The organism is Peribacillus sp. P4_D6 (genome assembly GCF_056401795.1).
On the sequence record NZ_JBFUIQ010000001.1, the window covers coordinates 355,365 to 374,858 of the forward strand.

Consider the following 19,494-nt stretch of genomic DNA (forward strand, 5'->3'; position numbering starts at 1 on the left):
AAAAAATAAAGGTCTTCTTTTAAAAAGCCTAATAAGTATATCGTACCGCTGCCTGAATGTCTGTTAATGTCTGTTAATGTCTGTTAATGTCTGTTCGTATAATAACATGAATTTTCTGATAATGTAAGAGGTATTTTTATTCTAAAAAAATAAAAGCGCTTTCAAAAATAAAGGTTTAACACATTACTGTTCAATATAAATCAATAATTCATTATTTCAAAATAAGTTACCCCCTTTTAAGGATGCCTACATGGAAATATTTTGGAGCATTTGCGACAAAAAAAAGAACCCGATTAAGGATTCTCTCATTAGCTGTATTTATGCCTTTTCTAATAAATATCATCCTATTTTTGAAATCCTTCCAATTTGGCAAAAGTGTCCTTCAAATATTGGTAAAATAATTTCTCCGTTGGCATCAGTTCCCTATCAGTCGGAACGATGACTCCTACAGCCCTGGTAACGGAAGGTTCCTCCAGCGGCAATCTAACCGTAAAACGCGGCAAGCTATCGACTAAGGAAATCTCAGGTATCAAAGTTATACCCAGACCTGCCGCCACCAGGCCTTTTATGGCATCAGTATCTTTCCCTTCAAATGCCACTTCCGGTTCAAAGCCATGCAATTTGCAAGCTTTCATAACGAGATCCCTTAAAACATAACCCTTTGGAGATAAGATGAACGGATTTCCTTGAAGCTCATTCAAGGATAGTGATTTCTTCAGGGCCAAAGGATGGCTTTCTGGCAGAAGGGCAACTAAGTTCTCAATAAACAGCGTTTCCCCTTTGATTTTCTTTTCATTCACCGGCAGGGGGCCAATCAAGGCCATGTTAATGTTTCCTTTAATCACAGAATCTATCAGGTAGCGATAGGAACCTTGTTTCAATGTGAATTTCGCCTGGGGGTAACTTTCCCTGAAGTCGGAAATGACCCTTGGCAATACATAAGAAGCCAAACTGCTGGGAAAGCCAATGCGGATTGTCCCTTTTTCCGGATCCAGACTTTCGGCCATCTCACGCTTGGCACGATTGATTATATCCATAGCTTGTTCCATATGAGATAAAAATGTATGGCCTATAGGCGTCAATCTAATCTTTCGGCCTTCCCTGATAAATAAGGGCACACCCAGCTCTTCTTCTAAATTGTATATTTGGCGACTGACAGCAGACTGGGCAACATGCAAATCCACTGCTGCTTCCGTCATATGTTCACGCTTTGCCACTTCAATGAAATATTCAATTTGCCTTAATTCCAATCTAAGCTCCCTCTTTCATATCAAAACAGCATGTTATTTATCTAATATTCAGATTGTTCGTTTCATTCTTAAATTATATCATGAAAGTATCATATAAAAACCGATAGACTTACCCTATTTAATATTTAATGACTTTAACTAAAGGAGAGAAAACAATGACCACTTCACAGGAAGTCGAACATGAGGAATTGCAGGTTGCCAGAGAGTTCGTAAGTCAAGTATACGCGCAGGTAAAGGAACGTAATCCTCACGAAAGTGAATTCCATCAAGCCGTAAAGGAGATATTCCTTTCATTGGTCCCGGTTTTTGCAAAACATCCAGAATATATGAAAAGCGGGATATTGGAGAGGCTTGTAGAACCCGAAAGAATGATCACCTTCCGTGTCTCTTGGGTTGATGACCTGGGAAATGTTCAAGTCAACCGTGGTTTTCGTGTGCAATTCAACAGTGCAATCGGACCATTCAAAGGCGGTCTCCGTTTCCACCCCACTGTCAATTCCAGCATCATAAAGTTTCTTGGTTTCGAGCAAATCTTTAAAAACTCGCTTACTGGCCAGCCGATCGGTGGGGGTAAAGGCGGATCGGACTTCGATCCAAAAGGAAAATCGGATGCGGAAATCATGCGTTTTTGCCAAAGCTTCATGTCGGAACTATCTCGTTATATCGGCCCTGATACAGACGTACCGGCTGGTGATATCGGAGTCGGTGCAAGGGAGATCGGTTACTTGTTCGGCCAGTATAAAAAGATGCAAGGCAGCTACCATGCCGGTGTTTTAACCGGTAAAGGCATAAGTTACGGCGGAAGCTTGGCCCGTACAGAGGCGACTGGATATGGTACGGTTTACTTTGTCGAAGAAATGCTAAAAGACAAAGGGTTACAATTCCATGGCAGCACTGTCGTTATCTCAGGGTCTGGCAATGTATCCATTTATGCCATTGAAAAAGCTACACAGCTAGGCGCTAAAGTTGTTGCATGCAGCGACTCCAATGGCTACATATATGATGAAAATGGCCTGAATCTTGATACAGTCAGACGTCTAAAAGAAGTGGAACGAAAACGTTTAAGCGAGTATGTCGATGCGCACCCGGAGGCTGTATACCATGAAGGAAGCTACGGCATCTGGTCTGTACCATGCGACATCGCACTGCCTTGTGCCACACAAAATGAAATCGATGAAGAAGCAGCAAAATTACTGGTCAAAAATAATGTGAAGGCAGTCGGTGAGGGCGCTAATATGCCTTCAACCCTTGAGGCCATTGATGTATTCCTTAATAACGGCATCCTTTTTGGACCAGCAAAAGCAGCCAATGCAGGCGGCGTAGCCGTGTCTGCACTCGAAATGGCCCAAAACAGTGCCAGGATGCCTTGGACTTTCGAAGAAGTCGATGCCAAGCTGCATGAGATCATGAAAAATATCTATAAAAACAGCATAGAGGCCGCCGAAGCATATGGTGCGCCTGGCAATTTAGTTGTCGGGGCCAATATTGCCGGATTCCTTAAAGTGGCGGATGCGATGCTGACTCAAGGTGTACTCTAGCAATCAATGGATGTAATAGGCGGTTCCGACACGGGGCCGCCTAAAAAAATGAACTACTATTCTATCTCCTCTTATTGATATCATTTCAAGCTGAATATCCACACTAAAATCACATCAATGAGATCAAAACATTTCTTTCTCACTACAAAAAGAGTGCCGGAAGATTTCCGGCACTCTTTTTGTTTGGGAGACAATCACTCTTTGGTGACCAATTTCAATGGAACGGATATTGTGTCATCCACTTTGTCGCCTTTTAAGATTTTTTCAGCCGCATTAACCGCTTCTTCACCGATAAGTGCCGGTTGTTGGGCGATTGTAGCTTTTAGTTCACCGCTTTCAACTGCTTTCAATGCATCATCATTTCCGTCAAAGCCAACGACGATGATGTCTTTGCCTGCCGCCTTGATTGCTTCAATGGCTCCTAGTGCCATTTCATCATTATGGGCGAATACCGCTTGGATGTCTTTATTGCCTTGCAGGATATTTTCCATTACGTTAAGCCCTTTTGTCCGGTCGAATTCCGCCGTTTGACTTGTCAGGACCTCTAACTGCTTGTCCGCAATATTGTGGAAACCTTTCCCGCGTTCACGAGTTGCAGATGCTCCGGATACCCCTTCAAGTTCCACTACTTTCGCTTTTTCGCCAAGCTCTTTAACTAGATATTCTGCAGCCATTTCCCCGCCAGCCACATTATCGGAAGCGATGAACGTTTCAATGTCGCCTTCGTCTGAAGAGCGGTCAATCGTGATAACGGGAATGCCCGCATCATTTGCATCTTTAACGGCTGAAGATATTGCCGCAGAGTCAGTTGGATTCACAAGAAGGACATCAACCTTTTGAAGGATTAAATCTTCAATTCCGCTGATTTGTTTTGCCGTATCATCCTGGGCGTCAACAACTGTGACTTTCATGCCCTTTTCTTTTGCTTCCTTTTCAATACCATCTTTTAAGGAAACGAAGAATGGGTTGTTTAAAGTAGAGATGCTGACCCCGACTTTCACGTCTTTCATCGAGTCTTTCTTTTCTTTTTTATCATCGGTTAGACCAGAATCCATTGAACAAGCAGCCAAGACCATTAAAGAAAGAACCATGATGATCGATACTATTTTTTTCATTGATAACACCTCTTCTTATGATTTTTTACGGTCAAGTAAGACCGCGATTAATATAACTGCACCTTTTACCACTTGCTGGTAGAAGGAGGATACACCAAGTAAGTTCATGCCGTTATTCAAGGTACCGATGATCAGGACACCCACCAGCGTACCGAACAACCGTCCTTTACCGCCTGAAAGGCTCGTTCCGCCCAGCACCACGGCTGCGATGGCATCCATTTCATAGGATTGTCCTGCCGTCGGCTGTGCCGAATTGAGACGCGATGTTAAAATGGCACCGGCGATTGCCGCCATCGTACCGGCCAGACCATATATGGCCACCTTGACCCGGTCAACTTTAATCCCCGAAATCCGGGAAGCCCTTTCATTTCCGCCGATGGCATATGTTTTACGGCCAAAAGATGTTTTATGAAGCAGGAACCATAGGATCATGAAAGCGATGATCATCACAACGGCCGGTACTGGCACTCCCAGGAAGTAACCTCTCCCAAGCATCTGGAACATAACGGAATCGCCAATTCCAGTAATCGGCTTTCCATCCGTGTACACAAGCGTTAATCCCCGGAAAATCGTCATGGTGGCCAGTGTCACGATGAAAGGGGCCATCTTACCCTTTGAAACGAGAATCCCATTGATTACACCCATTATTGCACCTAGTAGAATGCCTACCAATATTGCTAAAATTGGATCTAATCCCGAGACCATCATACCAGCCATGAGTGCGCTGGATAGAGCTAAAATGGAACCGACGGATAAGTCGATGCCGCCTGTCAATATGATAAAGGTCATTCCAAATGCAATAAGTGCATTGATGGAGGTTTGACGCAATAAATTCAAAATATTATTCGGTTCCATGAATGATGGATTTAAAACGGTTATTACGATAAATAAAAGTACCAGGGCGAGTAGCGGACCAAATTTTTGCCAAATCCCGCTTTTCCCTGTAGCCTCAAGTTTCATCCTAGTTCCCTCCTGTCGCCAGTGCCATAATTTTTTCTTGCGTCGCTTCCTGCTTTAACAATTCCCCAGCAATCTCACCTTCGTGAACCACAAGGATTCTATCGCTCATCCCAATGATTTCCGGAAGTTCTGAGGAAACCATGATGATGGCGATGCCTCGCTCCGTCAATTCATTCATCAATTCGTAAATTTCACGTTTTGCACCAACATCTATGCCCCGGGTCGGTTCATCCATAATTAAAACTTTAGGGGAAGTGCCGATCCATTTGGCGATTACCACTTTCTGTTGATTTCCTCCGGATAGGTTGCCGATGACCGTTTCAGCAGAAGATGTCTTCACGTGAAGGCGCTTAATCATCATTTCGGCAAAGTTCATCTCATCTTCCGTTTTCACGATACCGCTAGGAGCAAAACTCTTGAGATTCGGCAAGCCGATATTTTCCCTTACAGAAAAGTCCAGGATCAATCCCTCTTCTTTACGATTTTCCGTAATGAAAGCCAGGCCGTGTCGAACTGCATCCGTTGGTTTTCGTATGGAAACTTTCTTGCCTTCAATGGTGATTTCACCGCTGTCTATTTGGTCGACACCAAAAAGGGCGCGCATTATTTCCGTTCTGCCTGCTCCCATCAATCCAGCTACACCGACAATCTCACCTTGCCGAACCGCGAAATGGATATCTTCAAAAAGCCCCTTTCTGGTTAAACCTTTCACATCAAGGACTATGTCGCCAGCATTCGCTTCACGATGAGGAAAACGGTCCTCCAGCTCCCGCCCGACCATTTTCTGAACGACTTCATCGAAATTTGTATCTGCAATTCTTTTCGTATCGACTGTCTTTCCGTCACGCATTACGGTGATCCTGTCACAAATGGCGAATATTTCTTCCATTCGGTGAGAAATATAAACAAGCGATACACCCTTTTTGGTAAGCCCCTTCATCACTTCAAAGAGCTTCTCTATTTCTCTATCAGTTAAAGCGGCTGTGGGCTCGTCCATGATGATGACTTCGGCATCCGTCATGAGCGCCTTGGCAATTTCAATCATTTGTTGTTCCCCGACAGAACAGAATCCGGCTTCCTTATCAAAAGGAAGGGAAATATTAAGTGTTTTAAAAATTTCCTTTGCACGCGCTTTCATTTGTTTCGTCTTCAGGACACCGAAAGCATTCACCATTTCCTTGCCGATAAATAGATTCTCCAGCACGGTCATTTCGGGCCAAATATTCAATTCCTGACGGATAAAGGCCATTCCCGCCTCTTCGGCTTCCTTTGAATCCTTGAAGGAGGTTTCTTTACCGTTAATCTCAACCGTTCCTTGATCTTGTTTATGCAGCCCGGTCAAAATGTTCATCAAGGTTGATTTCCCCGCTCCATTTTCCCCCATTAGTGCATGTACTTCCCCAGCCTCTAAAGAAAAATGAACACCTTCCAATACCTTGTTTTGACCAAATGCTTTATAAATATTGTGCATTTCGATTTGCATGCTCATCATCTCATTTCTTTAAAAGAATACTCCAGACTGCAATATGCAATTTGAATATGGCGTCGTCTCCCCGGTCCGGATAATGGCTTTCGCATTACTTGTCAGCCTTTTAAAATCCTCATGGGAAACATATTCAATCGCTGCTCCGAATTGCTGCTCCATGTATTGATGCTGTTCCGGGTTTTTAACCTTCACTTCTGTGGCAGCGATAACTTTTTCAACAACCATATCTTCGTGAACCGCCCGGACGACATCTTGAAATGATGGCGTCCCAGGCGTCAATGCTAAATCTATCTTGCAAACTCCGGGCGGGACCGGCAGCCCGGCATCACCTACGACAATATAATCGGTATGACCAAGGTCAACCAGGACCTTGGCTATTGAACTATTGATGATTCCTTGACGTTTCATGCTTCAAAGCCCCTCTCGACCTCTAACCTTTGCGGCATGCCGCCTTGAGCACCTAATTTCGTCACGGAAATGGAAGCTGCCCGGTTCGCGAACAACAAACTTTCGTCAAAACTTTTTCCTTCTGCAACAGCCACCGCAAAGGCAGCATTGAATGTATCCCCTGCACCTGTTGTATCCACCGCTTCCACTTCAAAGCTTGGAACAACCTTTTCTTCATGTCCATCAAAGTAACGGACGCCATTTTTTCCTTCGGTAATGAATAATTTATTTGGATACTCAGTCAAGACTTCCGTTCTATCTCTCCCATCGAATAGTATCTCGAATTCATGTTCATTCGGAGTAAGGAATGATGCCTGTTGAATGACAGCCTCGCTTAACTTGCGGGCGGGAGCTGGGTTCAATAGTAATCTCTTTTGAAGCATGTTGCACAAGTCAGCCAGATACTCCACAGTTTCCTCGGGTATTTCCTGCTGAACCAACACGATATCCGATTCCTCTATCACCTTTTTCGCCTTTTCTACATATTCAGGAGTAATGAAATCATTCGCACCTTTTACGACAATAATGCTGTTATCACCTTCCGAAAGGGTAATATGTGCTGTCCCTGAAGCAGAACCTGTAACCGGTTCCACATACTTCGTGTTTACATGATTTTTTTTCAGGTTATCTAAGATGATCTCTCCATAGACATCATCTCCTACACATCCAACCATCGACACTTCTGCACCAAGACGTGCCGCTGCAACAGCCTGATTGGCTCCCTTTCCTCCAGGAACCGTGATAAAGGACTCCCCTAAAACCGTTTCCCCCGCCATTGGCCGTTTGGGTGATGTCACCACTAAGTCCATTGACGAACTTCCCACTACTGCAATTCTAATCATGCCTTCTCCGCCTTCCTTCTCGTTGTTTGTCTCTCCACAAAAGAAACAGGGAGCTTTTTATGTGTTACTTCCATTTTTTCTTGATTGATCCTTTTAATTAGCATTTCCGCCGCTTGTGCCCCCATCTCATAGGCTGGCTGCCGAATGGTCGATAACGGTGGGTGCAATAACGCTGTGAAGGAGATATCATCATAGCCGATCAATTGTATGTCTTCCGGTATCCGTATTCCCCGTTTTAAGATCTCTTGAAGTGCTGCGGCTGCAACAATATCATTACAAGCAATGATTCCATCCGTTTCCGGATATTGCTCGAAAAGCTGCTTCACGCATGTTTGGCCGCCTTGAAGAGTCAGGGATGAATCCATGACTTGCACGTTCACTTTTGCTTGTTTCAATTCTTCCAATGCTGCCATGTACCGTTCATATACAGGCTTTATTTCGACTGGCCCCCTAATGAGGACGATATTCGTACTGCCTCTATCCAGCAATACGCGTGCTGCCAGCTTACCGCCTGTCCTTTGATCGGAATAAACAGCTGGTAATTTCTCTGCTGTACGGTCGAGAAGGACAACTGGAATATCCAGATTATCGAAATTCTCATTGGCTTCTTCACTAGTTGAAGCAATCATGCCCACTACATTGTTTTGCAGGAAAGTGTCAATATATTCTATTTCTTTATCTCGCTTTTCATCACTATTTCCAAAAATCAACCGATAACCAAACTGCTGCAGATAATCCTCGACACCTCTTGCCATTTCCGGGAAGAAGGGATTCGTAATGTCCGGCAAAATTAAACCAACCAATTTGGATTTACGTTTGTAGAGGGATCTTGCCACTTCATTCGGTTTATAATTCAATTTTTCAACAGCTGCCATGACCACCTTTTTTGTGTCCTCATGTGCATAACCACTGCCATTCATAACTCTGGAAACCGTTGCTACAGAAACTCCAGCTTCCTTTGCCACATCCCGAATAGTTGCCAAAATATCACCCTCTATACTTTTGTGTAACCGTTTACACATAGCTTATCACCAATTTAAATGAACGGCAAGCCTTATTCCAAAGATAATTTTTAGGAATTTTGACCCAAAAAAGTATAAAGCAATTCTTTTTTCATGCGTAAATTTCGTCTCTTTGAGTTTCCCACATATAGGTTTAACACTCTCATTACGTCAAAATCCAGTCTACTTTAAAACATAAAAGACTGTAGCTCTACCTAACTGTTAAAACTAGTTGATTGGAGCGGGTGTACGAGACTCCTGCGGGGAAAGCGCGTATACGGGAGACCCCGCAGGTGCAAGCCGAGGAGGCTCACGAACCGCCCGCGCAAAGCGAGTGCTTGAAGCGGAAATCAACGGTCAAATTGTAAAACCGTAAGAAAACTGGCTCAAAAGTCTGAGCCAGTTTAACTTTATAGCGATTTTGCAGGTAACTTTTCATAAAGGGCATTATTCACATGCCCAAACTCAGATGCATGCGGACGGTCTTCACCATCGCTATACCCATATTGAAGCATCCGATTTCTATTCAGGCAGAGCTTTGTTAATTTTGGCGCAAAGAAATTGAATGTATCGAAACGATCCCGTAACATAGGGAATTTGTTCTGATGTGTCAGGATTGTTCGAGCGACGCCTTCCCAGAAAGCATTCTCATCCAAAAGGGACCTCTTCATCAGAAGTGTTGACAAGTATCGGAAATGACAGATGAATAGTCCCGTAAAAATGAATTGAACCAGCCCCTCCGGAGTCTCACTTCTTAGTACTTTCCTTAAATCATCGGGAAGGCTGCTTAATTCAGGAAGCGGCTGATCACTTACGTTTACATCATCTACAAAATCCTTGATGGCCAAACGGTGAGGTTTGTAATCCTTCAAAACTAAAATGGTATTTTGACCATGCGGCGAGAAGACCAATCCATATTGATAGATGAAATGCAGTAATGGTGATAGGATGACGTCAAATAATTGAGCTGTCCAGGCTTCTGCAGTCAATCCCGATTTTTCAATAAGACTTTCCACATATGGTTTACCTTTGCTGTCGACATGTAAAAGGGACGCAAGCGTAATGGGCTTTTCGCCTTCTTCCATATAACTGTAAATGCTTTCTCTCCAAATCCCCCCCAGCATCTCCAAATATTGATACGGTACATTCTCTAGCTTGGAATAATACGGGTGATCAACATTTAAACTGGCCACTTCACCAGGAAGCACTACTTTGCATTGTTCTTTCAAGAATGAATCATTTTCATAAATGTTCTTTATATACGTTGTGATTTTTGGGGCAATGACCGTGCGTTCAGCTGGCAATCCACGGTAGACTAGCGTATTTAAAATGCTCATCGGCAGCTTGACGTGGTGTTTATCCTTATTCGATACATTAACAAATGTCCGGATGGATTGTTGCGGCAAATATTTATCAGGACCATTTCCCAAAGCTACGATCAGCCCTTTAGCCAAGTCATCGGTAAAGTTCTGGATGATTACATTCTTCCACTGCCATTCATGAACTGGGAGGTAGTAATAGTTTTCTGCGTTCAGACCTTTTTCTGTCAATGTCTTTGCAAATGATTTTTGGGTTTCCCCATCCAGTTCATTCTCCATCAATTGCTTATAGGATAACGTTTCGACTGAATTGAACTCACCCCTCGTTTTATGGACGGCAATCCAGGATAACTGAACTTCCTTCTGGTTTTCTGGGGCGAACTTCAAATAATCATCATAACCGAAACCGATTCTTCCCTTGTTATAAGCAATCCAAGGGTGACCGCTCATTTCGCCTTCAAGTAATGCATAATCCAGTTCGACTAAATCATCCGCATCTTGTTCAGGTTTGGATAGCAATTGGAGATCCGCAAGTAGGGTATGATGGAATTCTTTGATTAAATGTCCTGTTGTTTCTGCAGTCATCCCAATTAACGGCTGGATGTCCAAAATGAATTGAATAGCGTCTTTAGCCTGTGTAATACCTTCCGTTTCACATACCTGGATTGACTCGGCCTGTACTTCATAGCTGTCAAAAAGACGGGGCGACGCTAAAAATCGATAAGATTTCCCCTCATTTATCTTTAACTCATATAGATTTGCTGCTGCGTTTTCGTTCAGGACAGCTGGATGGATCATATCCTCATACATATACTCAGAAATCATCTTGGCCAGCAGGTTTTGGTTTACTATCGACCAATTTTTTTCTGAAACTGCCTGTTCCACTTCATTTATGAACTTCATATAATTCTTCCTTCCCTTTTCTTAGTAAGCCATGACGGGTGTTTTTACACGGAATGACTGAAATGCACCCTTTGGCTTCGATGGATAAACTTCTTTACCTGCCAATTGATTGATGATAATCGAATTTCGGAATGCCCCCAGACCTAGATCCGGAGCACCCACACCATGTGTATGTATCTCGCCATTTTGAATAAATAGGTGATTCGGTGTAGAGATGGCCGTTCCTACCTTATAGTCTTTCGTTATTGCAAGACGCCCCAAGTCATCGCGGACTAAATGGTCCTCCATGGTTTCAAGGAATGCCGGAAGGGTTGATTTATAGCCCGTCCCAAAAACAATCGCCTCTGTGTCCACATCAAATTCGCTATCTTCAACCCACTGTCGGCATTTCAATTGCCAGCCATTTTCGGCGGGGGTAACTGCCGCAACTTCCGTCATGGCCCGAAGTTCAATGGCAAGTTCGGCATTTCCAATCGATTTCTCATACATCTTGTCAAAAATTGCTGCAATGGTCGTAGCGCTGATCCCTTTATACAATAAATCCTGTTTCGGCAGGATTTCATCCTTCTTTTCCTGCGGCAGCCGATAAAAGAAATCAAGGTAATCCGGAGTGAAGTATTCCAATCCGAGTTTTGAATATTCCATAGGGAAAAATCCCTTGGATCTTGTATACCAGTTTAGCTGGTAGCCATATTCCTCCTGCTCATTAAGCAAATCCAGAAAGACCTCGGCTGCACTCTGTCCAGATCCGACAACCGTTACGGATTTTTTCTTTAAGATGTTTTCTTTATTCCGTAAATAATCGGCCGAATGCAGGATGCTCTCTCCCATATAGGGCTGAAAGGCAGATGGAACAGTCGGGGAACTGCCAATTCCCATGACTACATGGCGGCTATAATAGACTTCGATCTTTTGTGTTTGTACATCCCTTACACTGATTTGATAGCAGGGTTCACCTTGATCTCCTATATATTCAACCGCCTCCACCGCTTTGCCAAAACGGCAGCTATCAAGTTGATGGGCAGCCCAGCGGCAATAGTCGTTATATTCTTTTCGTGGAATCAAGAATTTTTCAAGGAAGTAGAAATGATAAAGCCGATCATGCTGCTGTAAATAATTCAGATAGCTATATGGGCTTGTCACATCTGCCATGCTAACCAGATCGGCAAAGAACGGCACTTGCAGCGTTGTCCCTTCCAGCAGCATCCCTTCATGCCAATTAAATTCCCCCTTTTTCTCAAAAAAGACGGCATTCAACTCCGGGGTTTTCTCCAAAAGTGCCGCAAGTCCAAGGTTAAATGGACCAATCCCTATCCCTATCAGGTCATAGATAGATTGTTGCTTCTCCATAGTTCCACTTCCTCTCGAAATTCCCCCGTGTGCATGACATAAGCAATGCTGTTTTGTCAGGGAGTTCTATCTCTTTAATTGGGGTAAACCCGCATTTTTCAAATAAATGAATCATCTTTGCATTCCTGATATCCGGTTCAGCCATCACTTTGTTTGTGGTTGAAGTCAGTAGTTGGAACTTCACCATTGCCCGTAAAAACGGCAAAGCCAGTCCTTTCCCTAGATAATCCGGATCACCAATGAGTAAATGAATGCCTTGATCTCCCTCTTCGGATTCATAATGATCTTCGATGATATCGCCTTTTACCCAATACGATTCCCAATAGCTCATGGGAATGGAGTCCAGACAGCCTAAATAAAGTGTTTGGTGTGTATCAGCCAATGCCTTTTTTAAATGAACAGCAAATTTTTCTTTTGTGAAATTCAAATTCCAGTAGGGTATCACATGATCTTCATGCATCCATTCATGCAGTGTATCCAAATCCCTCTCAAATTCAACTTTGACAAATGAAAGCTGTTTATTGCAGTCCTTGAGCATTTCTTCATAACTATTTTTCATGGACGGCCATAACCCCCTGCGCGAACGGATTATCAATCGTGGTATAAACGGATTGTGTCTCAAGTGAACCAACAAGCTCATCCATATCATGGAATCGTGTCAGTAAATTAGCCTTACAAGTTAATTCCCGGGCATGAAGCAACTTTGAAACAACTCGATTCAACCCTTCATCTTCGCTATCCCTGCTGCATGTTTCCAGTTGTTCCTGAACGAGCTGTAACAGTTTGTTTTCCGATACTAATCCTTCCGTTCCAAAATTATTGATTAAGCCTAATAAGTGATTAAAAAAGAAATAGTATTGCAGTCTTTCTTCAGCGACTTCATCAGAACAAATCGTGAAGCTTTTTTCACTTAGTTCCGGCATGATCTTTTGCAGCCTGTCCACTTTGGTCTCACAATAGTAATACCCTTGATTATCACGATAATAAAAAGCGGCTGGATACCCATCTTGAAGTTGAATGATGGAATTTTGTTGATGGGCTTCCAAAACGATTCCATACTCTTCAAATAGCCAAAGCATCGGTTTCAATGTCATGGACAGATAGGTTTTGAACCAATCCTTACTTACTTCTTCGGTACTGCGGTCTTCTTCAGCTGATAATTTGCGGATGATCGCTCCAAGCCTTGATGGTGCACCATAAGCATTATCCTGACATAAACCGGCAATCAGGCTTGCTTGTTTATCGTTTTCATAAAAAGGATTTTCCCGGATATCAACATCGAATCCCGATTCTTGCTCGGTCGTTTTGATCGTTAAGTAAGCCGGATCCTTGATGATACGGAAGGAAGGGTGCCGTTCTTTTAGATCGTCTCCCATTTTAGAATCTATTAATTTAGCGATTTCCACACCACGATCTAATTCTTTTTGCAGATTTGCACGTAAAGAATTCGTGATTTTAACCGGAACGGAAAATTTGTACATATATCTTGATGTGGAACTATATACCGTTCTAAATGAAGAAGTGGCCGTGAATTTTTTCCCAAGCGGCCCTGCATAAACTAGTGTCCCTTGCTCGATTAGCTTCTTGACCTCTTCTTTTTCGATAAGCACTTTTGCCTGGAGCGGGTGTGCCGGGATAATGGTGTATCGGCTTTCCTTTTGGCAATACGTGTCACGAAATTCACTGGAAATCTCCAAGTCACCGGCTAATTCCTGTTTGATGATCTCGCTTGCCGATCGGACTTCACTGGAATCCTGGATGACGATCGAAGTTTCTGCCAGGAAGTAGTGCAGCTGGAACTCCCCTTTTAATTCGGGTGAATAGATCCATTCATCTTTTGCCAAAATGCCTTGCTTGCTTTTCGGTGTCGGATGGAACAAGTGCCCGAATAAAAGTGACTGCTCTGCTTCGATGTAGGTGAAATCAGGACTTTGTAGGGCATCAGCGTCTTCCGTCCTCGCTTCCACATACCGTTGAATGTTTTGGCTGCTAAGGATGACACGCAGCATCAATTCATCTTCACTATCCGTCCGGCCCTGTTCATTCAATAATTCTTTAGAAACGATTGAGACCATTGTCACGTAATCTAATTCAAGTACTTGCTTGGATGCCGTTTGATAGTAAATGGGGAAGTTGAAAATATGACGCCCCGTTTCCGACCAATATTTAAGCGGAACAAGCATTGCAATATCTTGGGATGTGAGCTCACTGACCATTAATGAATCCGGAATGGCCCCCTCCAAATTCGGCCAGTTTTTCGTTTCTTCTAACCTGCAATTTCCGGTTTCCCGGAAATAGCAATTCAGAAAGCTTTGCATCGTCGCCCTTTCAGCTATTTGCTTACCATTCATCTTCATTCCTCCATCATCTTGAACATTTCACCTAATACTCGGATTTCATCTAAAATTCCCTCTATGTGTTCAAGCCTTGTCATTGGGTTCAATAGTGTCATTTTTAAATATACCTGTCCTTCAAAACGCGTTTTTGCTAAAAATGCCCGTCCGCTTTTCAGAAGTTCCTGCTGAATCTGTTTATTTAATAGATTGACTAATTGATCGCTTTCTCCTTCGGGATTATAACGGAATACAACCGCATTCAATTCAGGGTCTTTATTCAATACTGTGAATCCTTCCTCTTTATCGATCTTCGCAGCCACCTCACGTGCAAGGTGACAAGTATAGTCGATCATTTCGGCAAAGGTATCCAGTCCAACGACCTTCAATGACATCCAGAGCTTCAGTGCGTCGAACCTTCTTGTCGTTTGAACCGATTTATTGACTAAGTGAACCATGCCCTCGGCTTCATCTTCCTGTGGATTCAAGTAATCTGCGTGATGCTGGATATATTGGAATGAGTTGCTGTCAGAGACAAGAAAAGCACCACAACTGATGGGTTGATAGAATAATTTGTGAAAATCAACCGTAATCGAATCGGCCCGTTCAATTCCGCTGATTAACTCTTTGTAATCCTTACTTAAAATCATCGCGCCTCCATATGCGGCGTCCACATGCAGCCATATCCCATTCTTCCTTGCCGCTTCAGACAACTCATGTAATGGATCGATTGAACCAAAATCCGTTGTTCCGCAAGTTGCAACGATGGCAAATGGCAGCAAACCCTGTTCTTCTAAAATCGACATTTGATGATTTAATTCATCCATGGACAGACGGTGGTTTGAATCCGTTTTAATCGTGACTACAGACTGTTCACCAAGCCCCAACTGTGCCGCTGATTTACGAACCGTAAAGTGGGCAGCCTCGGAGCATAGGATCCGCAATTTTTTCGCCTCGACTGGCAAACCTTGCTGCTGAACATCCACACCCCAGAAACGCTTACAATAAGCGTCCCTCGCCAATAGCAGTCCCATATAATTGGATTGGGTTCCACCGCTTGTGAAAATCCCATCCGCTTGTTCAGGTAACCCTACCTGGCTGCACAGCCAATCTATTAAACGCTCTTCAACGAAGGTGGCAGCAGAGCTTTGGTCCCATGAATCCATGGATTGATTCAACGTGCCGATAATCATTTCGGCAGCCACGGCAGGTATTAATGTCGGGCAATGCAAATGTCCGATACAAGCGGGGCTGTGTACATTGATGCTGTCATTAATAACAAACTCCGCCAGCTCATCCGCTACAGCTTCCATTGTCTTCCCTTTTGGAGAAGCAAGGGACAGCTCGTTTAATCTTGCTTCGATTTCATACGGTTTTTTCCCAGAGTATGGTGAATCGTTCCCTTTTAAAAAGTCTGTCAGCTTTTTTTCAATGATTTTCAATGATTCGCTGTAGTTGTTGAAGCCTTCTTCGTTATTCAAGAACATCCGAGAATATGCAAAATCCGTTTTATTTATCATTTCGATCATTGATCATTCACCCTCTTGCAACTGCTGCACGAACAGCTTGTTCAAAAATTGCAGTGGCTTCGCGAAGCTGGGATTCCGTTACGATCAATGGAGGCAGGAACCTCACTACACTTCCATGTCTGCCGCCAACTTCCAGAATCAACCCTCTTTGAAAGCATTCCTGTTGAATGGCACTGGCAAGTTGCGAATCAGCAGGATGGCTTCCATTCGCATTTTGCGGTTCCTCATGATTGATCATTTCCACACCGACCATTAATCCCCGGCCCCTGACATCACCGATTTGCTTAATATCCTTTTGCAAATCTTTAAGAATATCCTTTAAGATTTCTCCCATTTTAGCGGCATGCTCCACAAGATTCGTCTCTTTCATGTATTTTAAAGTCGCTGTTCCTGCTGCCATCGCCATTTGATTTCCGCGGAACGTACCGATATGTGCACCTGGTGACCATAGGTCAAGCTCTTTGTTATAAATCACCACCGATAATGGAAGACTTCCGCCTATTGCTTTGGATAATACAAGAACATCCGGAACGATTCCTGCATGTTCAAAGGCAAACATTTTCCCTGTACGGCCGATGCCTGATTGAACTTCGTCGATAATTAGCGGAATGCCCTTCTCTTTCGTTATTCTCCTGATTTCCTTAAGCCATGGAATTGGAGCTGGAATGGAGCCTCCCTCACCTTGTACTGCCTCTAAAATCATTCCTGCAGGTGCCAATAATCCGGATTCGGGATCGTTCAATAGATTTTCGATATACTGGCTGCTGATTTTATGGCTTTCTTCTCCGCCCATTCCAAAGGGACAGCGATATTGATAGGGATACGGCAGGAATTGAACATCTGGCATTAACCCTTGTATTTTTTCCTTTGGTTTTGTATTGCCGCTGATTGACATGGTTGCATGCGTTGCCCCGTGGTAAGCTCCTTGGAAGGATAAAATACTTCTATTGCCTGTCGCTGTTTTAACCAGTTTAAGTGCTGCCTCAATGGCATCTCCGCCAGTAGGACCACAGAATTGAATTTTTGCATTTTTCCTGAATTCCTCAGGCAGGCATTCGAAAATTTCATCGACGAACTGCTCTTTAATTGGCGTCGTAAAGTCCAATGTATGCAAAGGACGCTTATCCTTAAGAATTTTTTCCATCGCTTCAAGCACTGCCGGATGATTGTGTCCAAGCGCTAATGTTCCAGCCCCGGCAAGAAAATCAATATATCGTTTTCCATCCATGTCTGTTAAGTAAATTCCCTCCGCATGATCGATCGCCATGGGTAATCTTCTAGGATATGATCGGGCATTTGATTCCCTTGTATTTTGTTGTTCCAGTAGTTGATCATTTTTTGTGAGCGTGTTCGTTACCATATTGAACCTCCATGTATTGAATTAATTGAGAATAATTATCATTATCATGGAACTAATTTTACTGATAATGATAATTATTCTCAATGAGTAAATCCACTCATTTTTCTGCTAGTAAATTCCAATAAAATTAAGAAAAGGTTAAAACTGGGGCCTATTCTCTATTTATCTATTGAATACAAAAATGTTCTTAATGCTTTATTAAGACTCTGTTTATAAGCTGAACGCAGTCAAAAATCATGGAAAAGGAGGAAGAACAATGAATGGTTTAAAAGGAAAGCAGCTCCTCCAAAGATACAATCATTCTATCTTCCGTGCTCCTACTCGTATTAATTGGTGCAATGGCTTTCGCCCACTTCTTTAAACGAAGAGGTAGAATAGGATAATAGACTTACAAAAAATTAAGGTATCCCAAAATTCGGGATGCCTCTTTTTGAATTGGCGTATAGCCTTTTTCGGGTTATTCCTCCACATTTGATTAATTTTTAACTGCTAATCAATATAAAATACCCTTATTTGGTATAAAATAGTAAAATAGAGAGGTAGATGAACCTCAATCAAGAGGGTTGTTCACTTGTTTATCATTTGATTTTAGTGGGTAAAGAATTCCATTATTACTTTATCCGATTGCATTAGTTTCACTTTTTTAATAATCAGGTCGGTGTCAGGGGGGAAACGGATGAAAAGAAATCATACGATGATGCAATTTTTTGAGTGGCATCTTGAGGCAGATGGTTCTCATTGGGAAAGATTGAAATACGCAGCCTCCAAGTTGAAGGATATAGGAATTGACTGCGTTTGGCTTCCACCAGTTACCAAAGGGCAATCCGTTGGGGATAATGGATATGGAATATATGACGGTTACGATTTGGGGGAATTTGACCAAAAAGGAACCGTTCGTACCAAATACGGGACCAAAGATGAATTGCTGCAAGCAATAGCCACTTGCCATAACTACGGACTTTGCGTTTATATCGATTTAGTCATGAACCATAAAGCAGGAGCTGATGGAACCGAAAAATTTGAAGTGATTGAAGTCAATCCAGACAACCGGATGGAAGATATCTCAGAACCATTCGAAATGGAAGGCTGGACAAAATTCGATTTCCCGGGCCGTAAAAATAAATACTCTGACTTTAAGTGGAACCATACTCATTTTAACGGTACAGACTATGATGCCGAAAACGACAAAATGGGTGTATTTCGAATCACAGGCGAAAATAAGCACTGGAATAAGCATGTCATCGATGAATTCGGAAACTACGATTATTTAATGTTTGCCAACATCGATTACAGCCTGCCGGAAGTTCGTCAGGAAATGATTAGCTGGGGAAAATGGATGGTTGATACGTTAAAGTGTGATGGTTTTCGTTTGGACGCCGTTAAACATATCGATTATGAATTCATCAACGAATTTCTCCAAGAACTCATTCCTTATACAAAGGAACATTTTTTCATGGTCGGCGAATTTTGGAAGGCGGATGTTAAAGCCTGTCAAACTTACTTAGAGCAAACCAATCATGACCTCAACTTGTTCGATGTTTCCCTGCATTATAAATTTCATGAGGCCTCAAACGCAGGAACAGACTTCGACCTCTCAACCATCTTTGATGATACCCTCGTCCAAACCAATCCAGCAGAGGCTGTCACTTTTGTCGATAACCATGACTCCCAGCCTCATGAATCACTGGAATCTTGGGTAAAGGACTGGTTCAAGCCATCGGCATATGCACTTACCTTGCTTAGACTTTGCGGTTATCCGTGTGTATTTTACGGAGACTATTATGGAATCGGCGGACCTTCTCCGGTGCCTGGGAAAAAGGATATCCTGGATCGCCTATTATTCGCTAGGTATGAAAAAGCTTACGGAGAACAGACCGATTACTTTGATGATCCAAATACGATAGGCTGGGTCCGGCACGGAGTTGAAGAGCTAGAAGGCTCGGGGTGTGCGGTCATTATCTCTAATGGAGATCACAACAGTGAAAAAAGGATGTTCGTCGGCGAACATCGGGCTGGTGAAATATGGAGTGATTTAACCTATCATAGAGATGACCACATCAC

Annotated in this window: 15 protein-coding genes; 2 read left to right on the plus strand and 13 right to left on the minus strand. The window is 43.0% G+C overall.

Annotated elements, in window-relative coordinates:
- Positions 1-344: 344 nt before the first annotated feature.
- Complete coding sequence (gltC, locus tag AC1DVB_RS01675) at positions 345-1,250, minus strand: glutamate biosynthesis transcriptional regulator GltC (RefSeq protein ID WP_057278254.1); 906 nt, start codon at positions 1,248-1,250, stop codon at positions 345-347.
- 155 nt (positions 1,251-1,405) lie between these two features.
- On the opposite strand from gltC, the gene gdhA reads away from it, so the two are divergent.
- Positions 1,406-2,788: an NADP-specific glutamate dehydrogenase gene (gdhA, locus tag AC1DVB_RS01680; protein ID WP_053536971.1), complete on the plus strand. Its 1,383-nt coding sequence runs from the start codon at positions 1,406-1,408 to the stop codon at positions 2,786-2,788.
- 194 nt (positions 2,789-2,982) lie between these two features.
- Here the strand turns inward: gdhA and rbsB are convergent, their stop codons facing one another.
- From rbsB to AC1DVB_RS01740, 12 genes are all read right to left on the minus strand, one after another.
- Positions 2,983-3,903: a ribose ABC transporter substrate-binding protein RbsB gene (rbsB, locus tag AC1DVB_RS01685; protein WP_054398485.1), complete on the minus strand. Its 921-nt coding sequence runs from the start codon at positions 3,901-3,903 to the stop codon at positions 2,983-2,985.
- 15 nt (positions 3,904-3,918) lie between these two features.
- Complete coding sequence (locus AC1DVB_RS01690; protein ID WP_034316083.1) at positions 3,919-4,863, minus strand: ABC transporter permease; 945 nt, start codon at positions 4,861-4,863, stop codon at positions 3,919-3,921.
- Position 4,864: 1 nt separating this feature from the next.
- Positions 4,865-6,346, minus strand: a complete 1,482-nt coding sequence (locus AC1DVB_RS01695) for a sugar ABC transporter ATP-binding protein (protein WP_239859882.1) — start codon at positions 6,344-6,346, stop codon at positions 4,865-4,867.
- A gap of 18 nt (positions 6,347-6,364) precedes the next feature.
- Positions 6,365-6,757 carry a D-ribose pyranase gene (gene rbsD / locus AC1DVB_RS01700; protein ID WP_034316088.1) on the minus strand — a complete coding sequence of 131 codons (393 nt, stop codon included), beginning with the start codon at positions 6,755-6,757 and terminating at the stop codon, positions 6,365-6,367.
- Positions 6,754-7,638 (minus strand): ribokinase, encoded by an 885-nt coding sequence (rbsK, locus tag AC1DVB_RS01705; protein ID WP_477587891.1) that lies wholly within the window; start codon positions 7,636-7,638, stop codon positions 6,754-6,756. Before rbsK ends, rbsD begins: the two co-directional genes overlap by 4 nt.
- Positions 7,635-8,621: a LacI family DNA-binding transcriptional regulator gene (locus AC1DVB_RS01710; protein ID WP_187050307.1), complete on the minus strand. Its 987-nt coding sequence runs from the start codon at positions 8,619-8,621 to the stop codon at positions 7,635-7,637. Before AC1DVB_RS01710 ends, rbsK begins: the two co-directional genes overlap by 4 nt.
- Positions 8,622-9,049: 428 nt before the next feature.
- A complete protein-coding gene (locus AC1DVB_RS01715; RefSeq protein WP_057278258.1) occupies positions 9,050-10,861 on the minus strand; it encodes an IucA/IucC family protein in 1,812 nt (603 codons plus the stop codon).
- Positions 10,862-10,882: 21 nt separating this feature from the next.
- Entirely contained in the window at positions 10,883-12,211 is a 1,329-nt protein-coding gene (locus tag AC1DVB_RS01720; RefSeq protein ID WP_239859886.1) for a lysine N(6)-hydroxylase/L-ornithine N(5)-oxygenase family protein, read from the minus strand.
- Positions 12,186-12,770 (minus strand): GNAT family N-acetyltransferase, encoded by a 585-nt coding sequence (locus AC1DVB_RS01725; RefSeq protein ID WP_223255865.1) that lies wholly within the window; start codon positions 12,768-12,770, stop codon positions 12,186-12,188. The genes AC1DVB_RS01720 and AC1DVB_RS01725 overlap by 26 nt, the downstream gene beginning before the upstream one ends.
- Positions 12,760-14,562, minus strand: a complete 1,803-nt coding sequence (locus AC1DVB_RS01730; protein ID WP_477587895.1) for an IucA/IucC family protein — start codon at positions 14,560-14,562, stop codon at positions 12,760-12,762. The genes AC1DVB_RS01725 and AC1DVB_RS01730 overlap by 11 nt, the downstream gene beginning before the upstream one ends.
- A 2-nt stretch (positions 14,563-14,564) precedes the next feature.
- Complete coding sequence (locus AC1DVB_RS01735) at positions 14,565-16,073, minus strand: pyridoxal phosphate-dependent decarboxylase family protein (RefSeq protein ID WP_235568375.1); 1,509 nt, start codon at positions 16,071-16,073, stop codon at positions 14,565-14,567.
- Between the two features lie 7 nt (positions 16,074-16,080).
- On the minus strand, positions 16,081-17,433 hold the full coding sequence (locus AC1DVB_RS01740) for an aspartate aminotransferase family protein (protein ID WP_057278261.1): 1,353 nt from the start codon (positions 17,431-17,433) through the stop codon (positions 16,081-16,083).
- A 676-nt stretch (positions 17,434-18,109) separates the two neighbouring features.
- On the opposite strand from AC1DVB_RS01740, the gene AC1DVB_RS01745 reads away from it, so the two are divergent.
- A partial coding sequence (locus AC1DVB_RS01745; RefSeq protein WP_477587897.1) for an alpha-amylase occupies positions 18,110-19,494 on the plus strand: 1,385 nt, incomplete at its 3' end.

Bases quoted from the DNA above. Each gene is read 5' to 3' on its own strand.
- gdhA (WP_053536971.1), top strand. From the start codon at position 1,406: ATGACCACTTCACAGGAAGTCGAACATGAGGAATTGCAGGTTGCCAGA.
- rbsB (WP_054398485.1), bottom strand. From the start codon at position 3,903: ATGAAAAAAATAGTATCGATCATCATGGTTCTTTCTTTAATGGTCTTG.
- AC1DVB_RS01690 (WP_034316083.1), bottom strand. From the start codon at position 4,863: ATGAAACTTGAGGCTACAGGGAAAAGCGGGATTTGGCAAAAATTTGGT.
- AC1DVB_RS01695 (WP_239859882.1), bottom strand. From the start codon at position 6,346: ATGCAAATCGAAATGCACAATATTTATAAAGCATTTGGTCAAAACAAG.
- rbsD (WP_034316088.1), bottom strand. From the start codon at position 6,757: ATGAAACGTCAAGGAATCATCAATAGTTCAATAGCCAAGGTCCTGGTT.
- rbsK (WP_477587891.1), bottom strand. From the start codon at position 7,638: ATGATTAGAATTGCAGTAGTGGGAAGTTCGTCAATGGACTTAGTGGTG.
- AC1DVB_RS01715 (WP_057278258.1), bottom strand. From the start codon at position 10,861: ATGAAGTTCATAAATGAAGTGGAACAGGCAGTTTCAGAAAAAAATTGG.
- AC1DVB_RS01720 (WP_239859886.1), bottom strand. From the start codon at position 12,211: ATGGAGAAGCAACAATCTATCTATGACCTGATAGGGATAGGGATTGGT.
- AC1DVB_RS01725 (WP_223255865.1), bottom strand. From the start codon at position 12,770: ATGAAAAATAGTTATGAAGAAATGCTCAAGGACTGCAATAAACAGCTT.
- AC1DVB_RS01730 (WP_477587895.1), bottom strand. From the start codon at position 14,562: ATGAATGGTAAGCAAATAGCTGAAAGGGCGACGATGCAAAGCTTTCTG.
- AC1DVB_RS01735 (WP_235568375.1), bottom strand. From the start codon at position 16,073: ATGATCGAAATGATAAATAAAACGGATTTTGCATATTCTCGGATGTTC.
- AC1DVB_RS01740 (WP_057278261.1), bottom strand. From the start codon at position 17,433: ATGGTAACGAACACGCTCACAAAAAATGATCAACTACTGGAACAACAA.